The following is an 18,944-nucleotide window of genomic DNA, read 5'->3' on the forward strand; positions in this document are numbered from 1 at the left end:
CGACCCTTGCGAGCCGTATGCCGGGGCCCGCCGCGAGCGGGGTCGCCGTCAGTCCGCCGCTCCGCTGCGGATCACGCTGCGCAGCGTGCGCAGCGCCACCGAGAGCGGCGCGATCCCGGGACGCTCGATCCGCGCGATGCCGGTGAGCGACGTCTGCGCGCGACCCAGCTGGTCGGCGTGGAGCTGCTCCCACCGCTCGATCTGCTCGCCGGGGTCCTGCAGGTCCCCGGCCGATCCCAGCACCGCCATCGTGAGGGCGCCGAGGGCGGCATACAGGTCGTCCCGCATCGAGCCGCGGGCCAGGGCGTCCCACCGGTCCTCGCGAGGGAGGGCCGAGACCCGCGTCAGCAGGCTGTCGACGCCGAAGTGCTCCGAGAGCAGGAAGTAGAGCCGGGCCACGGCGTCGCCGGGGCGCTCGGTCTCACGGGCGATCTCGACGATGTCGAGGACGGAGTAGAGGTCGAGCAGCCCGGCGGCCCGCACCGCGAGCTCCTCCGGCACGCCCTGGTCGACGAGCCGGTCGGCCTGCTCGCGCAGCCGCTCGTGCTCGCTGCCCTGGAGCAGGCCCGCCACCTGGGGCTGCACGCGCCGCACCGTGTCGGCGAACCGCTCGATCTCGGCCTCGACGTCGAGGTTGGCCGGGCGGTTCTGCAGGAACCACCGGGTGGCGCGGTCCAGCAGGCGACGGAACTCGAGATACATCCACGTCTGCGTGTCGGTGGGGACCTTGGTGTCCAGCGCCTCGACCTGCTCGACGAAGTCCCGCAGGCCGAACACCTCGCGGGCCACGACGAAGGCCTTGGTGATCTGCTCGGGGCTGGCCGCCGTCTCCTCCACCGCGCGGAACGCGAAGGTGATGCCGCCGCGGTTGACCAGGGAGTTCACCACCGAGTTGACGATGATCTCGCGTCGCAGCGGGTGCTGCTGCAGCTCCTCGGCATAGCGTCCCCGCACCGGCTCCGGGAAGTACTCGGCGAGCGTCCGGGTGAAGAACGGCTCGTCGGCCAGGCCGCTCGACTGCAGGTCCGCCTTGAGCGCCAGCTTGGCGTAGGCCATCAGGACGGAGGCCTCGGGCGAGGTCAGGCCGTGGCCGGCCTCGCCGCGCTCGTCCAGCTCGGCGTCCCCGGGCAGGAACTCCAGCGTGCGGTCGAGCTCGCCGCGCTCCTCCAGCCAGGCGATGAGCCGCCGGTGCGTGGGGAGCATCGCGTGCTCCTGGTAGCGCGCGTTGCCGAGCAGGACGTTCTGCTCGTAGTTGTCGCGGAGCACCTGGTAGGCGACCTCGTCGGTCATGGACGCCAGCAGCTCGTTGCGCTGCTTGAGGGTGAGGTCGCCGTCCTTCATCAGGCCGGTGAGCAGGATCTTGATGTTGACCTCGTGGTCCGAGGTGTCCACGCCCGCCGAGTTGTCGACCGCGTCGGTGTTGACGTGGATGCCGGCCTTGGCGGCCTCGATGCGGCCGAGCTGGGTCGCGCCGAGGTTGCCGCCCTCGCCGACGACCCGGCAGCGCAGGTCGCGGCCGTCGACGCGGATCGCGTCGTTGGCGCGGTCACCGACCTGGGCGTGCACCTCGGTCGACGCCTTGATGTAGGTGCCGATGCCGCCGTTCCACACGAGGTCGACCGGCGCCTGCAGGATCGCCCGCATCAGCTCGGCCGGGGTCATCGACGCGGGCGCGTCGGCGATCCCGAGCGCCTCGGCCAGCTGCGGCGAGACCGGCACGGACTTGGCGGACCGGGGGAAGATGCCGCCGCCCTCGCTGATCAGCGAGGCGTCGTAGTCCGCCCACGAGGATCGCGGCAGGTCGAACAGGCGCCGGCGCTCGGCATACGAGCTGTCGGCCACCGGCGAGGGGTCCACGAAGATGTGCCGGTGGTCGAAGGCCGCGACCAGGCGGATGTGCTCCGACAGGAGCATGCCGTTGCCGAAGACGTCGCCGCTCATGTCGCCGACGCCGACGACCGTGAAGTCCTCGGTCTGGGTGTCCAGGCCGAGCTCGCGGAAGTGGCGCTTGACCGACTCCCAGGCACCGCGGGCGGTGATGCCCATGCCCTTGTGGTCGTAGCCCGCCGAGCCGCCCGAGGCGAACGCGTCGTCCAGCCAGAAGCCGTAGGACTGGGCCACGCCGTTGGCGGTGTCGCTGAAGCTCGCCGTGCCCTTGTCCGCCGCGACCACGAGGTAGGGGTCGTCGGGGTCGTGCCGGACGACGTCGCGCGGCGGCACGATCTCCTGACCCACCCGGTTGTCGGTGAGGTCCAGCAGCCCGGAGATGAACAGCTTGTATGCCGCGATCCCCTCGGCCAGCCAGGCGTCACGATCGGCCGCCGGGTCGGGCAGCTGCTTGGCGAAGAAGCCGCCCTTGGACCCGGTGGGGACGATGACGGCGTTCTTGACCATCTGCGCCTTGACCAGCCCGAGGACCTCGGTGCGGAAGTCCTCGCGCCGGTCGCTCCAGCGCAGGCCACCGCGCGCGACGTTGCCGAACCTCAGGTGGACGCCCTCCACGCGGGGGCTGTAGACCCAGACCTCGAACTTCGGCTTCGGGGCCGGGAGGCCGGGGACGGCGTGGGGGTCGAGCTTCATCGACAGGTAGGTCTTGGGCGTGCCGTCGTCCTGGTGCTGGTAGAAGTTCGTGCGCAGCACGCCCTGGATCGTGCCGAGGAAGGACCGCAGGATCCGGTCGGCGTCCAGCGACGCGACCTCCTCGAGCGCGTCGGTGATGCGGTCGGCCACGGCCTGCTCGGCGCCGTGCCGCTCCTGGATCCCTCGCTCGTCGTCGGCGTAGGTGCCGACGGCGAAGCGCGTCTCGAACAGCTCGACGAGCATGCGGCTGATCTCGGGGTTGCCGGTGAGGACGGACTCGATGTAGCCCGCCGTGAAGGTGGTGCCGGCCTGGCGGAGGTACTTGGCGATCGAGCGCAGGATCACGACCTGGCGGGACGTGAGGCCGGCGCGCAGCACCAGCGCGTTGAGCGAGTCCGACTCGATCTCGCCGGACCAGGCCTGGGCAAAGACCTCCTGGATGTGCTGACGCACGTCACCGCCGTGGTCCTCCCACACGCCGGCGGAGTCGGCCTTGAGCCCGAAGTCGTAGACGAAGGCGGGCGCACGACCGGCGCGGTCCACGGTGTAGGGCCGCTCGTCGGTGACCTCGACCCCGAGGTGGGTGAAGATCGGCAGCAGTCGCGACAGCGAGAGCTCCTGCTCGGTGTAAACCTTCATCCGGCGCTCGTCGCCCGGCGCCCCGAGGGAGTGGTAGAGGTTGAGGCCCAGGCCGTCGCCGGGCACGGAGTCCAGGTGGTCCAGGTCGACGACGGCGACGCGGGCGGAGAACTCCTCCTTGTAGGACTCGGAGAAGGCCTGGCCATAGGACTTCAGGATCCGGGCCGCGTCCTCCTCGCCGTGCTCCTGGGTGACGGCCTCGGCGAGGTCGTCGCCCCAGGCCCGGGTGATCTCCATCATCTTGCGCTCCAAGGCTTCTCGGTCGACGTCGGGCAGGGAGACGCCTCGCGGCACGCGCACGACGAAGTGCAGGCGGGCCAGCGTCGACTCGTTGACGCGGGTGGTGTAGTCGATCTGGTCGCTGCCGAAGGTGTCGCGCAGCAGCGCCTCGATCCGCAGGCGGGCCGTCGTGTTGTAGCGGTCGCGCGGGAGGTAGACGAGGCAGGAGGTGAAGCGGCCGTAGACGTCCTTGCGCAGGAACACCCGCAGCTGGCGGCGCACCTTGGCGTGGATGATGGACTTCGCGGTCTCGGCGAGCTCGGTCGGCTCGGACTGGAAGATCTCGTCCCGGGGGAAGGTCTGCAGCACGCTGACGAGGTCGCGGCCGTCGTGGCTCTCCGGGGCGTAGCCGGACAGGCGCAGCGCCTCGCGGACCTTGTCGCTCGCGACGGGCACCCGCATCACCGACTCGGTGTAGGCCCCCGACGTGAACAGCCCCAGGAAGCGGCGCTCCCCCGTCACCACGCCGTCGGCGTCGAAGGTCTTGACCCCGATGTAGTCGAGGTAGCCGGAGCGGTGCACGGTGGAGCGCGAGTTGGCCTTGGTCAGGATGAGCAGGTGCGGCTCGCGGGCCTTGTCACGCACGGCGCCGACGAGGTGCGGGACCGAGGCCTGCCGCTCGTCGTAGCGCAGGATCCCGAGCCCGGTGCCCGGCACGGCGTGCAGCGACAAGTCGTCGCCGTCCTCCTGCAGGGCGTAGTCGCGGCACCCGACGAAGGTGAAGTTGTCCGCGGCGAGCCAGTCGAGCAGCCGGACCGCCTGGTCGACCTCGCCGTCGCTCACCGGACCGGGCGGGTCCTCGCGCAAGGCGTCCGCGGTCTGACGAGCCCGGTCACGCATCTTGGACCAGTCCTCGACCGACTCGCGCACGTCCCCGAGCACCTGCTCGAGCCGCTCCTGGACCTCCCGCAGGTCGGGCGCGTCGGACTCACGGTCGATCTCCACGTGCATCCACGACTCGACGTGGATGCCGAACTCGCCCGTTGGCGCGTCCTCGGGGTCGACGTCCAGCACCTCGACGAGCTCGCCCACGGCGTCGCGCCGCACGACGAGCTGCGGGTGCACCACGTGGTGGATCGTGCGCCCCCCGGCCATGATCGCGGCGGTGACCGAGTCGACGAGGAAGGGCATGTCGTCGGTGACGGTCTGCACGACCGTGTGCCCGCAGGACCACTTGTTCTCCGCGACCGTGGGGGTGAAGACCCTCACGCTCGCTCGCCCCGGCGCTCGGCGTCGCGCCAGCTCTCGGTGCGACAGCGCCGCGCCGAGCAGGTCCTCGGGCGCGCGCGCCCGCAGGTCCTCGTCGACGGTGTGTCGGTAGTAGCGGGGCAGGAGCTGGGCGGTTGTGCCGTCCCGGGAGCGACCTGCCACCTCCGCGGCTGCGGTCAGCAGCTCCGTGCGGGTCTGGTCGAAGGATGCAGACATGGCCTGTGGGTACCTCATCGATCTCGACGTCGTGCACGACGGTGTGCACCACCCCGAGACTAGCCTCCCGACGCCGTGCCGCGCAGGCGACCCCTGCGCCTCGCCCGGCTCCGCACCCGCAGGATGTGGACCAGGGTGGCGGGCGGGCCACCGATCCTCCGGTCGGTCCGGCCCTGGACCCTCATCCTTGCGATCGCGTCAGGGGCCTGTGGACACCGCCGTCAGGCCTCCCGGGGCCCGCTAGAGTCGTGCGCGTGCCCGCCCCCACCGCGACCTCCTCCCCCGGCGCCGGGGACGCCTGGCGTCACCTCGCGCAGGTGCTGGACGACGCGGTCGAGGACCTGACCTGGTCGGCACCCGAGCCGGCGCCGGAGCTGCAGGAGGCCCTGTCGGACACGCTCGTGCGGCTCGCCTCCCGCCTGGCGACCCTGCAGGACCGCTCGACCGAGCTGGTCGGGTCATGAGCCCGTATGCCGCGCCCGCCGGCGACCCGGCGTCCTGCTCGGCGCTGGCCGCCGCCCTGCGCCGCCACCACGGCCGGGTCGCCGACGCGCTGGCCGTTGCGCGCGAGCCTGGCGGGTCATCCACGACGGACGAGGAGCGTGGCCTGCTGGAGGCGATGGACCGGCTCGCCTCAGGTCTGCAGGCGCACGCCACGCACCTGTCCGACCTGCAGTCCCACCCACCGGCGGGGGACGACGAGCGCGTGCTCGCCACCGCACGGCACCGCGCCGAGGTCGTCCGGATGCGGCGCGTGCTGGCCGCCGTCGACGCGCGCCTGCACGACCTGCCGGCCTAGCCGAGCGAGCGTCGCTCAGCGGCCCTCGGCCAGGGAGATCACCTGCTCGAGCTCCGTGACGTCGTGCCACAGCAGGTCGGCGTCCTGGTGCTCGGTCGTCTCGTCGACGTGGAAGGACACCAGCCGCTCGCGCGGCAGCGGGCCGTCGAGCGTCACCTCGGCGTAGCCGTCGGCGACGTCGTGCACCGCAGCCTCGGGCAGGTCCGCCGCGGCCACGACGCGTCGCGACGAGCCGGCGCGCTCCGAGGCGGCGGCCGCGCACTCCAGCAGGGCGTCATACTCCTGCTCCTCCTCGTCGACCTCGGCGAGCTCGCGGCGGACGGCTGCCGTCACGGCCCGCGCAGGCCTCCCGTCGACCTCCACCCGGCCCTCGTCGGCGAGCTGGTGCAGGTCGGACGGATCGAGGGCGACGTAGACGCGGCGCAGGGACATGGGGCTCCTCTGGTGGTGGCGGTCGATGCGGTCAGGCGTGGTCGAGCAGCTCGCCGAGGCTCTCGGTGATCGCGGCCGCGAGCACGTCCAGGTCCGGCACGAGGTCGCGATCGGCGTTGATGCCGTAGTGGACCTGACCGTCGTAGGACGTGACCCCGATCGCGAGCGCCTGCCCCTCGGCCACCGGCATCACGGGATAGGTGTCGGTCATGGTCGCGACGCCGAGGAAGCGTGGGGTCTGGGGTCCCGGCACGTTGGTCACCACGAGGTTGAACAGGCTGCGCGACGCCGCCGCCCCCAGCCTGGACCCCAGGGAGTGCAGGGTGGGAGACGCGAACCCCGCCAGGCCCGCCAGGGTGGCCGCACCCAGCGCGCGACCCCGGTCGACCTGGCGCCACATGGCGTAGGCGATCTGGTGCAGGCGGACCAGGGGCGTCGGCTCGCCGACGGGGAGGTCGATGAAGCAGGCCGTCAGCCGGTCGCCGCTGCCGTCGTCGGTGCCGTCGTCGGTGCCGTCGTGGACGCTGACGGGGACCAGGACGCGCACGGACGTGCTGCGGGTGACGTGCTCGCCGCGCGACTCCAGCCAGGCGCGGAGCGCGCCCGCGATCACCGCCAGGATGACGTCGTTGACGCTCGGCTGGAGCCCGACGTCGCCGCGGTCGGCACCGCTGCGCACGACCCGGTAGTCCTCGAGGTCGGTGTCGACGGTGACGAACCGGCGGGCCGACCCGGTGTGCCCGTTGAGCGGGCTGCGGTTGGTGCTGCGCGAGGTGCTGGCCAGCGCCGAGACCACCTGGCCGACCCCGGCGGTGACGCGCTCCCCCGCGTCCTTCAGCTCGCCGGCACCGCTCCGCGCCACGTCGAGCAGACGGCTCGGACGACGCACGGCGCCCACGAGGGCACCGACCACGAGCTCGACGTCGCTGGGCTCGCGGCTGGGAGCCCACGGCGCTGCCGGGGGCTCCTGCTCGACCGGCTCGTCGTCGAGGACGACCTCGGCGATGTCGACGGCCTCCACCCCGTCCACGAGCGCCTGGTGCGTCTTGGTGACGAGCGCGAAGCCCCCACCCTCCAGGCCCTCCACGAGGTAGAGCTCCCACAGGGGGCGCGCCCGGTCGAGGGGCCGGGCCAGGACCCGCGCGACGAACTCGTCGAGCTGCTCGCGGGTGCCGGGTCTCGGCAGGGCGGACCGCCGCACGTGATAGGTGACGTCGAACGCCTCGTCCGTGACCCAGACCGGGTTGGCGACGCCGCCCGGGACGGCCCGCACCCGCTGGCGGTAGCGAGGGTACTGGGCGATCCGACCGCTGACGCGCTCCAGGAGCGCCTCGTGGCTGGGGGCCGCCTGGTCCCCGTCGAAGACCAGGACCGCACCCACGTGCATCACGGCGTTGGGCCGCTCGAGATAGAGGAAGGAGGCGTCCAGCGGGGTCAGTCGGGTGGTCACGGCACCATGCTCGCAGACCTCTGGCGGGGTCGCCGTCCCGTGCACGGACGGGCCCTAGTCAGTAGGCCCCGTCGCCCTTGATGACCGCGCGTGCGGTCTTCCACAGGATCTGCATGTCCATCCCGACCGACCAGTTGTCGACGTAGCGCAGGTCCAGGTTGACCGACTGGTCCCAGTCGAGGTCGGAGCGACCGCTGACCTGCCACAGGCCGGTGAGACCCGGCTTGACCCGCAGCCGGCGGTTGTCCTTGTCGTGGTACTTCTCCGCCTCCTCGGCCAGCGGGGGACGCGGACCGATCAGGGCCATGTCGCCGCGCAGGACGTTGATGAGCTGTGGCAGCTCGTCGATGCTGTAGCGGCGGATGATCTTGCCGACCTTGGTGACCCGGGGGTCGTCGGCCATCTTGAACAAGACCTTGTTGCCACCGGAGCTGCCCTCGGACGAGGCCGCCTGCTGCTGCTTGACCAGCTGGGCGCGCAGTTCGTCGGAGTCGGTCACCATGCTGCGGAACTTGATCATGGTGAACGGCTCGGCGTCCTGCCCCAGCCGCTGCTGGGTGTAGAAGATGGGGCCCTTGCTCGTGAGCTTGATGGCCAGCGCGGTCGCGATGAGGATCGGCGAGACCGCCAGGATGGCCAGGCACGCGATGGTGCGGTCCTGGATGTTCTTGACCAGACCTCGGCCCAGCTTGTCGGACGGTCGCTCCCAGTGCAGGAGCTGCAGGCCCGACGTGGGCTGCATCGTGACCAGCGACGGGGTGGTGTCGACCATGCCGGGCGAGACCACGAGGTCGGCGCCGGTGCGCTCGAGGGCCCACGACAGGCGTCGCAGCGAGGTGCCGGACAGCCCCCCACCGGTCACGACGACCGTGTCGATGTCGTGGTCCACGACCATCTGCGGGATCTCCGACAGGACGCCCCAGACCGGCACCTGCGCGCCCCGCGTCATGGGGACGACGTCGAGGCTGGACAACGCCATACCGACCACGTGCATGCCGTGATCCTTGGTGCTCGCGAGCTCGCGGGCGAAGGCTCCGGCCGTCAGGCCGTCCCCCGCCACCAGGGTGCGGAGCATGGCGTCGCCCGAGGTGCGGCGCCGCTTGAGCGTGTGCCTCACCACGAGCCGGTGCACGATGGTGAGCAGCGCGATGGCCGGGACCCCGACGAGGACGTAGCGTCGCGGCAGCTCGACCTTGACGGCGTAGGACATGAAGCCCAGCACGGCGATGGCCCCGAAGGCCGCACCGAGGACCGCTTGGACGGCGGCGGTGCTCTCGCTCATGCGCCGCAGGTCGTAGCCGCGACGGATGAGCAGCAGCGCGCCCCAGAGCAGGCCCGTCAGGAGCGCCCCGGCGACGGACTCCCCGAAGGACCGCCAGTCGTTGATCATCAGGACGAAGGTGATGCCGATGGCGATGAGCACGTCACCGGACACCGCCTGGAGCATCACGGGTCGTTCCCAGCGAGCGCGTCGCGTGTGGGCGCGCGCCACCGGGTCGAAGTCGTGGTCGAGCTCGCGCCCGACCTTGGTGTCGTCGACGGCGGCCGGCACGACGTACGGCCGCTCGGCTGCCCACGAGATCCTGGTGCGGGTGGTGGGCTCGCGGCGGTCGTCCCCCTGCTCCGCCTGATCCTCACCCATCCGCTCGTGCTGGATCGTCATCTACCCCCCCCTGCAAAGCTGGTGTCGTGCACGCCACGGTTCACCATCACACTACGGTGACGCATGTCGGTCCTGTGAGCCGTTGCAACATCTCCGCACGACTGGTCCCGCAGGCGAACCGTCCGTGATTTTCGATTACTCAGCGTGCTCGCTCGGTGGTGCCCGGCGGTCGGCCCTGCCGTTCACCCGACGAGGGCCGTGGCCACCGACGCGATGGCGTGACGCACGGGGGCATCCGCCGCGACGTCGTGCAGGACGGTCCCGGCGAGGAGTGCCGCGTCCACCCGCTCCACGTCCAAGGGCACCAGGACGGGTGCCTCGACACCCCCGAACCTCTCGAGGAGCGACTGGACGCGCGACATCGGCCGCGCGCCCACGGCGCTGGCCCGGAGGCGGTTGACCACGACCCCCCCGATCTCCACGTCACGCCCGGCCAGGTCCTGCAGACCCCGGACCAGCCGCTGCAGGCCGACGGGGTCGCCGGCACCCACGACCACCACCTGGTCGGCGACGTCCAGCGCCGTCAGCGCCGCCATGTTGCGACGGGGCGCCACGGTGTCATAGCTCAGCTCGTCGTCGTCCTCGAGGCACGACGCGCAGTCGACCACCACGACGTCGCAGTCCAGGCGCGCCACCTCGAGCATCCGCTCGATCGCGCCCGACCGCAGCTCGGGCCACCGGTCGGGGCTGGGCAGACCCGTGAGCACCCGCAGGCGGGGCAGGACCTCCGGCGCCAGCCGGCCGAAGGAGGTGACGTCGAGGGTGCCGTGCTCGGCGGCCCGGCAGGCGGCGGCGACGCCGGGCGCCTCGTCGAGGATCGCGAGGTGCTGGGCGACCGAGGCGGCCTGCGTGTCGACGTCGACGAGGACGACCTCGCGGCCGCCGAGGGCGAGCTCGGCGGCCAGGTTGACCGCCACGGTCGTGCGGCCGGGAGCGCCCGCAGGCCCCCACACCGCGACCACCTGTCCACGACGGGTGATCTCGTCCTCCTCCGTCAGGTCGTCCCCGTCCCCGTCCGAGGGCACGGACGGGACGGCGAGGGCTCCCACCACCGCGCCGTAGAGGTCGGCCGCCGGCGCGTCGGGGGCGACGAACGTCCGGACGCCCAGCTGGCGCAGCATCGCCTCGCCAGCCTCGTCGTCCGGGTCGACGACCCCGAGGACACCCACCGAGCCCAGGCGCAGGTCGCGGACGGCACTCAGGTCCAGCCCCCGCAGGCGGGGCGAGACCAGCGCCACGTCCCCCAGCCGGGCGTGGGCCGCGGCGAGCAGGTCGGGCAGGTCGACGCACCGTCGACCCACCGTCACACGGGACCCGAGACGCCCGACCACCGCGCCGTCCCAGACATCCGGGAGCGCCGTGAGGACCGAGGGCCGCCGCGCCGTCACGAGTCCACCCGCAGCGCGGCGCCGGGCAGCGGCACGGCGGTGATCCGGTCGCGCGCGTCGACGGCCGCCAGCAGCTCAGGGACCACGGTGGCCGGGACCCACACCTGCAGCGTCACCGTCGAGCCACCACCCATCAGGCTCGCCCCCTCCTGGGGGTCCCGCGCGATCGTGGCGCCACCGACGACCTTGCGCGGGGCGGCATACACGTCCGTGCCACCGACGGCGCTGCGCTTGCTGACCCACACCTCGACGGCCGTTCCGCGGACCAGCGCCCCCACGGACCCGCTGGGCGCAGGGAGCGCGACCTGCCGCTGCCCCACCTGCTCGCGGGTGCCGAGCGCGTCTGCCGGCACCAGCTCTCCGGCGCGCACCGCCTGCACCACGTGCATCCCGGACGAGCCGACGGCCCCCGGAGCGACGTACACCCCGGTGAGGTCGCCGAGGCGGACCTCGACATCCCTCAGGTCGGCCGGGGCCACCGCCTCCCCCGGGCTCAGGTCTCGGGTGGCGACGAGCGCGTGGGTCGTGTCCTTGGCCGCGGCGACGACGCGAGCGCCGAGCACCACCGAGGCCAGGACGAGGAGCACCCCCACCACGAGCCGGGCGTCGCGCCAGGACGGTTGGCGCAGCCGCCGGGCGGTGGGCCGCGGCGAGGCCGACGAACCTGATGAGGCCGACGAGCCTGACGACGTGGTGCCGGTGGCGGTCGGACGAGAACGACGCATGAGACCTCCTGCTGCTGGACGGCCGCACGTCGAGGCGAGCCGTGGCTCCATCGTCGTCAATCCGCAGCGGACGCGTCGCCCGTCATCCACAGGCCGCCGAGTTGTCCACACCCTCGCCGCTCGGCGAACGCACGAAGGGCCCGCCCGCCCTAGACTCGTCCTCGCCGGGCACCGACGTGGCCCACCTGCCCGACAACCGCCTCATGAGGAGCAGCACTCCATGGCCAAGCGTTTCATCCAGCTCGCCGAGGTCGCCGAGATCCTCGACATCTCCTCCGCGCAGGCCTATGCGCTGGTGCGCTCGGGCGAGCTCCCGGCCATCAAGGTCGGCGGACGAGGACAGTGGCGGGTGGAGACCAGCGAGCTCGAGGACTACATCGAGCGGATGTACTCCGAGACCAAGGCTTTCGTCGCGGCCCATCCCTTCGGCTCGGTCGACCCCGACGCCGGCGCTCAGAGCTGACGCACCACCGCGAGGGCGCTGAAGGGCACGGTCGTCCGCGAGCGCCCCTCCGCCGCGCGCACGGTCAGGTCGGCAGGCACGACGAGCAGGTCCAGGTGATCCTGACCCACCCGGTCCAGGACGCCCTCGTTGACCACCCCGGTGACGTCGTGCGCTCGCACCGGGCGTCGGTCCCGGGCCAGGTCTCGCACCGCTCGGCCGAGCCCCGGCCGGTCCCCCAGCGAGAGCGGGCCCGGACGGTCCCCCAGCCGATCCACGCGCACCACGGACGCCAGCGGCACCACCGCTCGTCGACCGCCGTCCTCCAGCACCACGCAGTCGACCATCACCTCGTCGACCTGGCCTGACACCTGCTCCCCTCCCAGGACGTGCACGCGCACCCCGGAGCGGGCGACTCCGGCGAGCCGGGCAGCAAGGGTGATCCCCGCCCGATCCCGACGAACCCGGTCGGCGAGCCCGGCCAGCTCGTCCGCACGCCGCTGCTCCTCGACCCGACCCTCGAGGTCGTCGAAGAAGCCGTCCCACCGATCCATGTCACGCCTCCTGCACTCAGGGTACGTCCAGTGGCCCTGCGTGACTGTCATCGTCAACACAGAGACACGAACCGTCGAGGCCTCCTCACCCTGAGTTCCAGGAACGACTCTTTCAGCATCACCCATAGGCAAACGATCGCAAACTTCCTACAGTCGCTGCCATGTCCAGTCGACCCCTGCCCGTGCACGCCACCCGTCCGCGTCGTGCCCGCGCAGCACTCGTCATCGCCGGGACGGCCCTGGGCGCCGCGGCCTGCGTCGTCGTGGCCGTCCTGCTCGGCCGGCAGCTGGTCGAGGCCGGCACCGGCTCGTTGGGCCTGCCGGACGTCCTCGTCTCGGCGGTCGAGCTCGCGCTGGCGCTCGGGGCCGGCGCCTGGCTGGCACGGACCTCGACCGACGTCTGGTCCCTCTCCCAGGAGGCCGCGAGGTCGGACGCCGGGCCCGGCTCGCCCTCCCACCTGATGCTCCCCACCGGGCGCGCTCGGGTCGCCGCCCTGCTCCTGGGCGTCAGCCTCGGGGCCACGGCCCTCCCGGCCCAGGCCGCGCCCCGGTCGCCCGCGGCCACCGTCGCGTCGACGGCCGGGACCACCGCGGCGGCACCCGCGACCCCGTCCGACGGCTCCCGGGCTCGGTCCACCGCGGGCTGGACGACGTCCTCGTCCCCGGGCTCCAGGCAGGGCGACCGCGCTGGTGCCCCGGCCGGCCCCGTGTCACCGGAGCTCCGAGCGCCTGCTCCTCCCCAGCCCTCCCCCGTCGACCCCGAGCTGCGACCGGCCCGCCAGGCCCAGACCGGTCGCCCCGCACCGGCGGCTACCCACGTCGTGGTGCGTGGGGACACGCTGTGGAGGATCGCGGCTCGACACCTGCCGCCCGACGCCGACGCCGAGACCGTGGCGCGGGCCTGCGCCGCCTGGCACGACCGCAACCGCGACACCATCGGCCCGGACCGTGACCTGATCCTGCCGGGACAGGTCCTGACCGCCCCGGTGGCCGCACCCACCGTGAACCAGCTCCAGGGGAACCCATGACCGTCATCGCGACCCGTCCGCACCTGCGCCCCGCGCCGGTGATCGCCCCGGAGCCGCTGGACACCGCCGGCGGCGTCGTCACCCTGCCGCTCGACGACGAGCCCGACCACGACCGCCAGCCGGTGCTCGCGCTCGACTTCCACGAGCGGGACGCCTTCTTCGGGCCCCAGCCGACCGCCAGCGCGGACCTGCCGTCCGCCCGGGTCTGGGCCCAGCAGGTCAGTCAGGCCCTCGTGGAGGTGCTCGGAGCGCATCGGCCGGTCAGCCAGCTGGTGCGCTGGACCACCACCGACGTCTACGCCCGGCTGGCGCGCGGGTCGCAGGCCGTCGGCAACCGGCACGCACGTCGTGGCCGACGCCCGGTCGTGCGCAGCGTCCACGTCTCGGGCGACCGCGACGGCCTCGCCGAGGTGACGGCGGTCGTCGTCGTGGGCGAGCGGGTCCGTGCGCTGGCCTTCCGGATGGTCGGTCGCGACGGCCGCTGGGTCATCGACGAGCTCGTGGTGGGCTGACCCCACCAGCACGAACGCCCCCGCACCCGGCTACCCGGTGCGGGGGCGTTCGTCATACAGGCTGGTCAGCGTCCCTTGCGCTGGCTGCGCTTGGCGGCGCGACGCTCCTTGCGGGAGCCGGCGGACGAGTCGGGTGCGCCCTCGTCGTGCTCCTCGACGCCACCGTCCTCGCCGGGCGCGCTGTAGTGCAGCCGCTCCTGATGACGCTCGGGCTCCAGGCCCTTGGCCTTGAACTGTGCCTTGGCCTCGGCCTTGGCCTCGGCCGCGTCGGAGAGGCGCTGAGCCTCCTCCTCGCCGATCTCCACCTCGAGGTTGAACAGGTAGGCGACCGACTCCTCCTTGATCCCGTCCATCATGGCCTCGAAGAGCATGAACCCCTCGCGCTGGTACTCGACCAGCGGGTCGCGCTGGGCCATCGCACGCAGGCCGATGCCCTCCTGGAGGTAGTCCATCTCGAAGAGGTGCTCGCGCCACTTGCGGTCGAGCACGGAGAGCAGGACCCGGCGCTCGACCTCGCGCATGACGGGCTCGCCGAGCTCCGCCTCGCGCTGGTCGTAGGCGTGCTGGGCGTCCGACTTGAGCTCCAGGGCGAGGTCCTCGCTCCGCAACGCCGACCGGCCGCCAGCGTCCGCCTCGAGCTCCTGCCAGGTCACCGCGACCGGCCAGACCTGGCGCAGCGCCGTCCACAGCCGGTCGAGGTCCCACTGCTCCGGGAAGGCCTCACCGGTCTCGGCCGTGACGTAGCCGTCGACGACGTCGTTGATGAACAGCCGGATCTGGTCCTGGAGGTTCTCGCCCTCGAGGACGCTGCGTCGCTCGTCGTAGATGACGGTGCGCTGGCGGTTGAGGACGTCGTCGTACTTGAGGACGTTCTTGCGGATCTCGAAGTTGCGGCCCTCGACCTGGGTCTGCGCGCTCTGGATGGAGCGGCTCACCATCTTGGACTCGATCGGGACCGACTCCTCGATGTTGGCCCGGGCCATGAAGGTCTCGACCATCGCGCCGTTGAACATCCGCATGAGGTCGTCCTGCAGCGACAGGTAGAACCGGCTCTCGCCGGGATCGCCCTGGCGACCGGACCGGCCGCGGAGCTGGTTGTCGATGCGGCGGGACTCGTGCCGCTCGGTGCCGAGGACGTAGAGCCCGCCGTAGCCGACGACCTCCTCGTGCGCGGTCGCGGTGGCCCGCTCCGCCGCCGCGAGCGCCTCGTCCCAGGCCGCTTCGTACTCCTCCGGCGTCTCGTCGGGGTCCAGCCCGCGGGCCTTGAGGTCGGCCATGGCGCGGAACTCGGGGTTTCCGCCGAGGATGATGTCGGTGCCTCGACCGGCCATGTTGGTGGCGACGGTGACGGCGCCCTTGCGCCCGGCCTCCGCGACGATCGCGGCCTCGCGCTCGTGGTGCTTGGCGTTGAGGACCTCGTGCGGCACCCCACGACGACGCAGCAGCTCGGAGAGGTACTCCGACTTCTCCACGGAGGTGGTGCCGACGAGGACCGGCTGGCCCTTGGCGTGCCGCTCCTGCAGGTCGTCGGCGACGGCCTCGAACTTGGCCGCCTCGGTGCGGTAGACGAGGTCCGGCTGGTCCTTGCGGATCATCGGGCGGTTGGTCGGGATCGGCACCACGCCGACCTTGTAGATCTGGTGCAGCTCGGCGGCCTCGGTCTGGGCGGTGCCGGTCATGCCGGACAGCACCTTGTAGAGCCGGAAGTAGTTCTGCAGCGTGATCGTGGCGAGCGTCTGGTTCTCGTTCTGGATCTCGACGCCTTCCTTGGCCTCGATCGCCTGGTGCATGCCCTCGTTGTAGCGACGGCCCGGCAGCATGCGGCCGGTGTGCTCGTCGACGATCAGGACCTCGCCGTTCATCACGACGTAGTCCTTGTCGCGCTTGAACAGCTCCTTGGCCTTGATGGCGTTGTTGACGTAGCCGATGAGCGGGGTGTTGACCGACTCGTAGAGGTTGTCGATCCCGAGGAAGTCCTCGACCTTGGCGATGCCTGCCTCCAGGATGCCGACGGTGCGCTTCTTCTCGTCGACCTCGTAGTCGCCGGCGCCGTCGGTCCCGCGCTCGAGCCGCTTCACCAGGCGGGCGAACTCGACGTACCACTTGGTCGCCTGGTCGGCGGGCCCGGAGATGATGAGCGGGGTGCGCGCCTCGTCGATGAGGATCGAGTCGACCTCGTCGACGATCGCGAAGTTGTGGGGGCGCTGCACGAGCTCCTCGGTCGACCAGGCCATGTTGTCGCGCAGGTAGTCGAAGCCGAACTCGTTGTTGGTGCCGTAGGTGATGTCTTTGGCGTACTCGGCCCGCCGCTGCTCGGGCGTCATCGAGGCGAGGATGCACCCGGTCTCCAGCCCGAGGAAGCGGTGCACGCGGCCCATCTGCTCGGCCTGCGTGGACGCGAGGTAGTCGTTGACCGTGACGATGTGGACGCCCTTGCCCTCGAGGGCGTTGAGATAGGCCGGCAGGGTCGCGACCAGGGTCTTGCCCTCACCGGTCTTCATCTCGGCGACGTTGCCCTGGTGCAGCGCTGCCCCGCCCATCAGCTGCACGTCGAAGTGCCGCTTGCCGAGGGTGCGCTTGCTGGCCTCGCGGACGACGGCGAAGGCCTCGGGGAGGATGTCGTCGAGGGTCTCGCCGTCCGCGAGTCGCGCCCGGAAGGTGTCCGTCTCGGCCCGCAGCTCGGCGTCGGTGAGGCGCTCGAAGTCCTCCTCGACGGCGTTGACCTGGGCCGCGATGCCCTGCAGCCGGCGGAGGGTCTTGCCCTCACCGGCGCGCAGCAGACGCTCGATCACTGACACGTTGAGCTCCCTCGATGATGGATGACGCGTGGGGGCCGACCCCCTGGTCGGCGCACACCTGGCCCAGGGTAGTCCGTCCTGCGGGCGCTGGGTGGCAACCCGGCGTCAGCGAGCTGGTCGGTCCGCACGCACGCCGTCATGGACAACGTCGGGGACGCCGAGCCAGTGCCCGAGCGTGGACAGCTCCTGCTGCAGCGCGACCACGGCCTCCTCCGACGCGGCGCCGTCCTCCCAGTGCAGCCCGCGGACGAGCAACCGGCCGGTGGGCCGGTCCGCCTTGAGGTCCACGCGCGCCACGAGCCGCTCGCCGTGCAGGAACGGCAGGACGTAGTAGCCGTGCACCCGCAGCTCGGCGGGCACATAGATCTCGAGTCGGAAGTCGAAGCCGAACAGCGCCCGGGTCCGGTCCCGCTGCCAGACCAGCGAGTCGAACGGGCTGAGCAGGGCGCTCGCCGTCACCGTGCGAGGCACCCTGGCGTCCCGGTGCACGTATGCCGCCGCGCGCCACCCCTCGACGGTCACCGGGACGAGCGCTCCCGCCGCCACGAGGTCGGCGACCGCGGGGCCGACCTGCTGGGGCGAGAGGCGGAAGAAGTCCCGCAGGCAGCGCAGCGTGCCGACCCCCAGCGCGCGGGCGGACAGCTCGACCAGCCGCCGGACGTGCTCGGCGTCGAGCGTGGCGTGGGGCTCGGCCTGGGGCTTGGCGTAGGGCTCGGCGGACGATGTCGGCGATGTCGGCGATGTCGGCGATGTCGAGGACGACACCTCGGCGGCGGCCCGCGCGGCGCGTGCGGCGGCCACGTCGTCCAGGACGGTGCGGGGCAGGACGCGCTCCAGGGCGGCATACCGCCGCTCGAAGCCGGCCGTCCGCCCGGCGCTGGTGATCCGCCCGGCCCAGAAGAGGTGCTCGAGGGCGTTCTTGACCAGGGACCAGTTCCAGCCCCAGTCGTCCCGCTGCCGGGGCAGGTCGTGGGCCAGGGCGCGCTCGACCTCGCGCGAGGTCAGCGGACCGCGCGTGACGACCTCTGCCAGCACCGCGGCCACGAGCTCGGGGTGCTCCTGGGCGACCCGGCGCATGCCGCCCCAGGCGTCGTCCTCGGCCCGGCGCATCCGCACGTCGAGCAGCGGCCAGGTGGTGGGCGGGACCAGGCTGGCCTCGTGGGCCCAGTACTCCACCATGCGGCGGGGGGCACGGTCACGCAGCCGGTCCAGCAGGGCCGTGTCGTAGGCGCCGACGCGGGAGAAGAACGGGAGGTAGTGGCTGCGGGTGAGGACGTTGACCGAGTCGATCTGGACGACCTGGACGGTGGACAGGACCCGCACGAGGTCGCGTGCCGTCACCACCTCCGGGCGGGGGCGGGTGAAGCCCTGGGCCCCGAGCGCCATACGACGGGCCTGCGACAAGGTGAGCCGACGCACCGGGGAGGCCGGCCCGGTGGCGGTCCCGAGATCGTCCCGTCGCGCGGTCATTCGGGCAGTTCGAGGATCTTCTGGCGGACGGCGTACATCACGGCCTCCATCCTCGAGTGCAGCTGGAGCTTCTCGAGGATGTTGCGGACGTGGTTCTTGACGGTGTTCTCCGAGATGAACAGGTCCGTGGCGATGTCCTTGTTGGCCATCCCACGCGCCACCAGCTTGAGGACCTGCAGCTCGCGGTCCGTGAGGCGGGGCACGGGCATCTGCTGCCCCTCCTCCTGCCGCTTCATCATCAGCGCGAACTCGGCGAGCAGCTTGGAGGCCATGGGCGGGGAGATCAGCGACTGACCCGCGTGGACCTGGCGGATCCCGACCGCGATGTCCTCGCCGGGCACGTCCTTGAGCAGGTAGCCCGTCGCGCCGGCCCGCACGGCGTCGTACAGGTCCTGCTCCTCGTCGGAGATCGTCAGCATGATCACCTTGCTCGACGGGACGACCTCCCGCACCCGGGCCGTGGCCTCGGGGCCGGACAGCCGGGGCATGCGCACGTCCATGAGGACGACGTCCGGGATGAGCTCCTCGGCCTGCGCGACCGCGTCGGCGCCGTCGCTGGCCTCCCCCACGATCTCGATGTCGGGCTCCTGGGCGAGCACCATCTCCAGACCCCGGCGATAGAGCACGTGGTCGTCGGCGACCAGCACCCGGATCCGCTCTGGCCGCGTCCGGTCGCCGGGGGCGTGGGATCGGGGGTGGATGTCCTGGATGCCCGTCATGCCCGCATGATGCCACGGTGGTGGGCCCCAGCCCGGTCTGG

Annotated in this window: 15 protein-coding genes; 5 read left to right on the forward strand and 10 right to left on the reverse strand. The window is 72.1% G+C overall.

What is annotated here, in order from left to right; all coding sequences use genetic code 11:
* Positions 1-48 precede the first annotated feature (48 nt).
* A complete protein-coding gene (locus tag B2P18_RS03225; RefSeq protein WP_286955817.1) occupies positions 49-4,923 on the reverse strand; it encodes an NAD-glutamate dehydrogenase in 4,875 nt (1,624 codons plus the stop codon).
* 254 nt (positions 4,924-5,177) lie between these two features.
* Between B2P18_RS03225 and B2P18_RS03230 the strand changes: the two genes are divergently transcribed.
* Complete coding sequence (locus B2P18_RS03230; RefSeq protein ID WP_156911297.1) at positions 5,178-5,387, forward strand: hypothetical protein; 210 nt, start codon at positions 5,178-5,180, stop codon at positions 5,385-5,387.
* On the forward strand, positions 5,384-5,722 hold the full coding sequence (locus B2P18_RS03235) for a hypothetical protein (protein ID WP_029211570.1): 339 nt from the start codon (positions 5,384-5,386) through the stop codon (positions 5,720-5,722). The genes B2P18_RS03230 and B2P18_RS03235 overlap by 4 nt, the downstream gene beginning before the upstream one ends.
* 15 nt (positions 5,723-5,737) lie before the next feature.
* On the opposite strand, the gene B2P18_RS03240 is transcribed toward B2P18_RS03235, so the two are convergent.
* From B2P18_RS03240 to B2P18_RS03260, 5 genes are all read right to left on the reverse strand, one after another.
* Positions 5,738-6,154 (reverse strand): DUF6912 family protein, encoded by a 417-nt coding sequence (locus B2P18_RS03240; RefSeq protein WP_029211571.1) that lies wholly within the window; start codon positions 6,152-6,154, stop codon positions 5,738-5,740.
* A 31-nt stretch (positions 6,155-6,185) separates the two neighbouring features.
* Entirely contained in the window at positions 6,186-7,604 is a 1,419-nt protein-coding gene (locus B2P18_RS03245) for a WS/DGAT/MGAT family O-acyltransferase (protein WP_286955819.1), read from the reverse strand.
* 58 nt (positions 7,605-7,662) lie between these two features.
* Positions 7,663-9,267 carry a sugar transferase gene (locus B2P18_RS03250; RefSeq protein WP_239265320.1) on the reverse strand — a complete coding sequence of 535 codons (1,605 nt, stop codon included), beginning with the start codon at positions 9,265-9,267 and terminating at the stop codon, positions 7,663-7,665.
* A gap of 182 nt (positions 9,268-9,449) precedes the next feature.
* On the reverse strand, positions 9,450-10,568 hold the full coding sequence (locus B2P18_RS03255; RefSeq protein ID WP_239265318.1) for an AAA family ATPase: 1,119 nt from the start codon (positions 10,566-10,568) through the stop codon (positions 9,450-9,452).
* A gap of 83 nt (positions 10,569-10,651) precedes the next feature.
* On the reverse strand, positions 10,652-11,380 hold the full coding sequence (locus tag B2P18_RS03260; RefSeq protein WP_029211574.1) for an SAF domain-containing protein: 729 nt from the start codon (positions 11,378-11,380) through the stop codon (positions 10,652-10,654).
* A 220-nt stretch (positions 11,381-11,600) separates the two neighbouring features.
* On the opposite strand from B2P18_RS03260, the gene B2P18_RS03265 reads away from it, so the two are divergent.
* A complete protein-coding gene (locus B2P18_RS03265) occupies positions 11,601-11,843 on the forward strand; it encodes a helix-turn-helix domain-containing protein (protein WP_019287658.1) in 243 nt (80 codons plus the stop codon).
* Here B2P18_RS03265 and B2P18_RS03270 read toward each other — a convergent pair.
* Positions 11,834-12,376 (reverse strand): hypothetical protein, encoded by a 543-nt coding sequence (locus B2P18_RS03270; RefSeq protein WP_019287657.1) that lies wholly within the window; start codon positions 12,374-12,376, stop codon positions 11,834-11,836. The two genes, B2P18_RS03265 and B2P18_RS03270, sit on opposite strands and share 10 nt — an antisense overlap.
* 161 nt (positions 12,377-12,537) lie before the next feature.
* On the opposite strand from B2P18_RS03270, the gene B2P18_RS03275 reads away from it, so the two are divergent.
* Together B2P18_RS03275 and B2P18_RS03280 are read left to right on the forward strand one after the other, a co-directional pair.
* Positions 12,538-13,404, forward strand: coding sequence for a LysM peptidoglycan-binding domain-containing protein (locus B2P18_RS03275; RefSeq protein WP_029211575.1), 867 nt, complete (start codon positions 12,538-12,540; stop codon positions 13,402-13,404).
* Positions 13,401-13,916: an Rv3235 family protein gene (locus B2P18_RS03280; RefSeq protein WP_019287655.1), complete on the forward strand. Its 516-nt coding sequence runs from the start codon at positions 13,401-13,403 to the stop codon at positions 13,914-13,916. Before B2P18_RS03275 ends, B2P18_RS03280 begins: the two co-directional genes overlap by 4 nt.
* 65 nt (positions 13,917-13,981) lie before the next feature.
* Here the strand turns inward: B2P18_RS03280 and secA are convergent, their stop codons facing one another.
* The 3 genes from secA to B2P18_RS03295 form a co-directional block, all read right to left on the reverse strand.
* On the reverse strand, positions 13,982-16,714 hold the full coding sequence (gene secA, locus B2P18_RS03285) for a preprotein translocase subunit SecA (protein WP_029211576.1): 2,733 nt from the start codon (positions 16,712-16,714) through the stop codon (positions 13,982-13,984).
* Between the two features lie 105 nt (positions 16,715-16,819).
* Complete coding sequence (locus tag B2P18_RS03290) at positions 16,820-18,184, reverse strand: winged helix-turn-helix domain-containing protein (RefSeq protein ID WP_286955821.1); 1,365 nt, start codon at positions 18,182-18,184, stop codon at positions 16,820-16,822.
* The gene (locus B2P18_RS03295; protein ID WP_029211578.1) at positions 18,181-18,903 is read right to left on the reverse strand and encodes a response regulator; all 723 of its coding nucleotides are present in this window, start codon (positions 18,901-18,903) and stop codon (positions 18,181-18,183) included. The genes B2P18_RS03290 and B2P18_RS03295 overlap by 4 nt, the downstream gene beginning before the upstream one ends.
* Between the last annotated feature and the right edge of the window lie 41 nt (positions 18,904-18,944).

It is taken from the genome of Arsenicicoccus sp. UBA2120 (genome assembly GCF_002330965.1).
GTDB lineage: Bacteria > Actinomycetota > Actinomycetes > Actinomycetales > Dermatophilaceae > Arsenicicoccus > Arsenicicoccus bolidensis.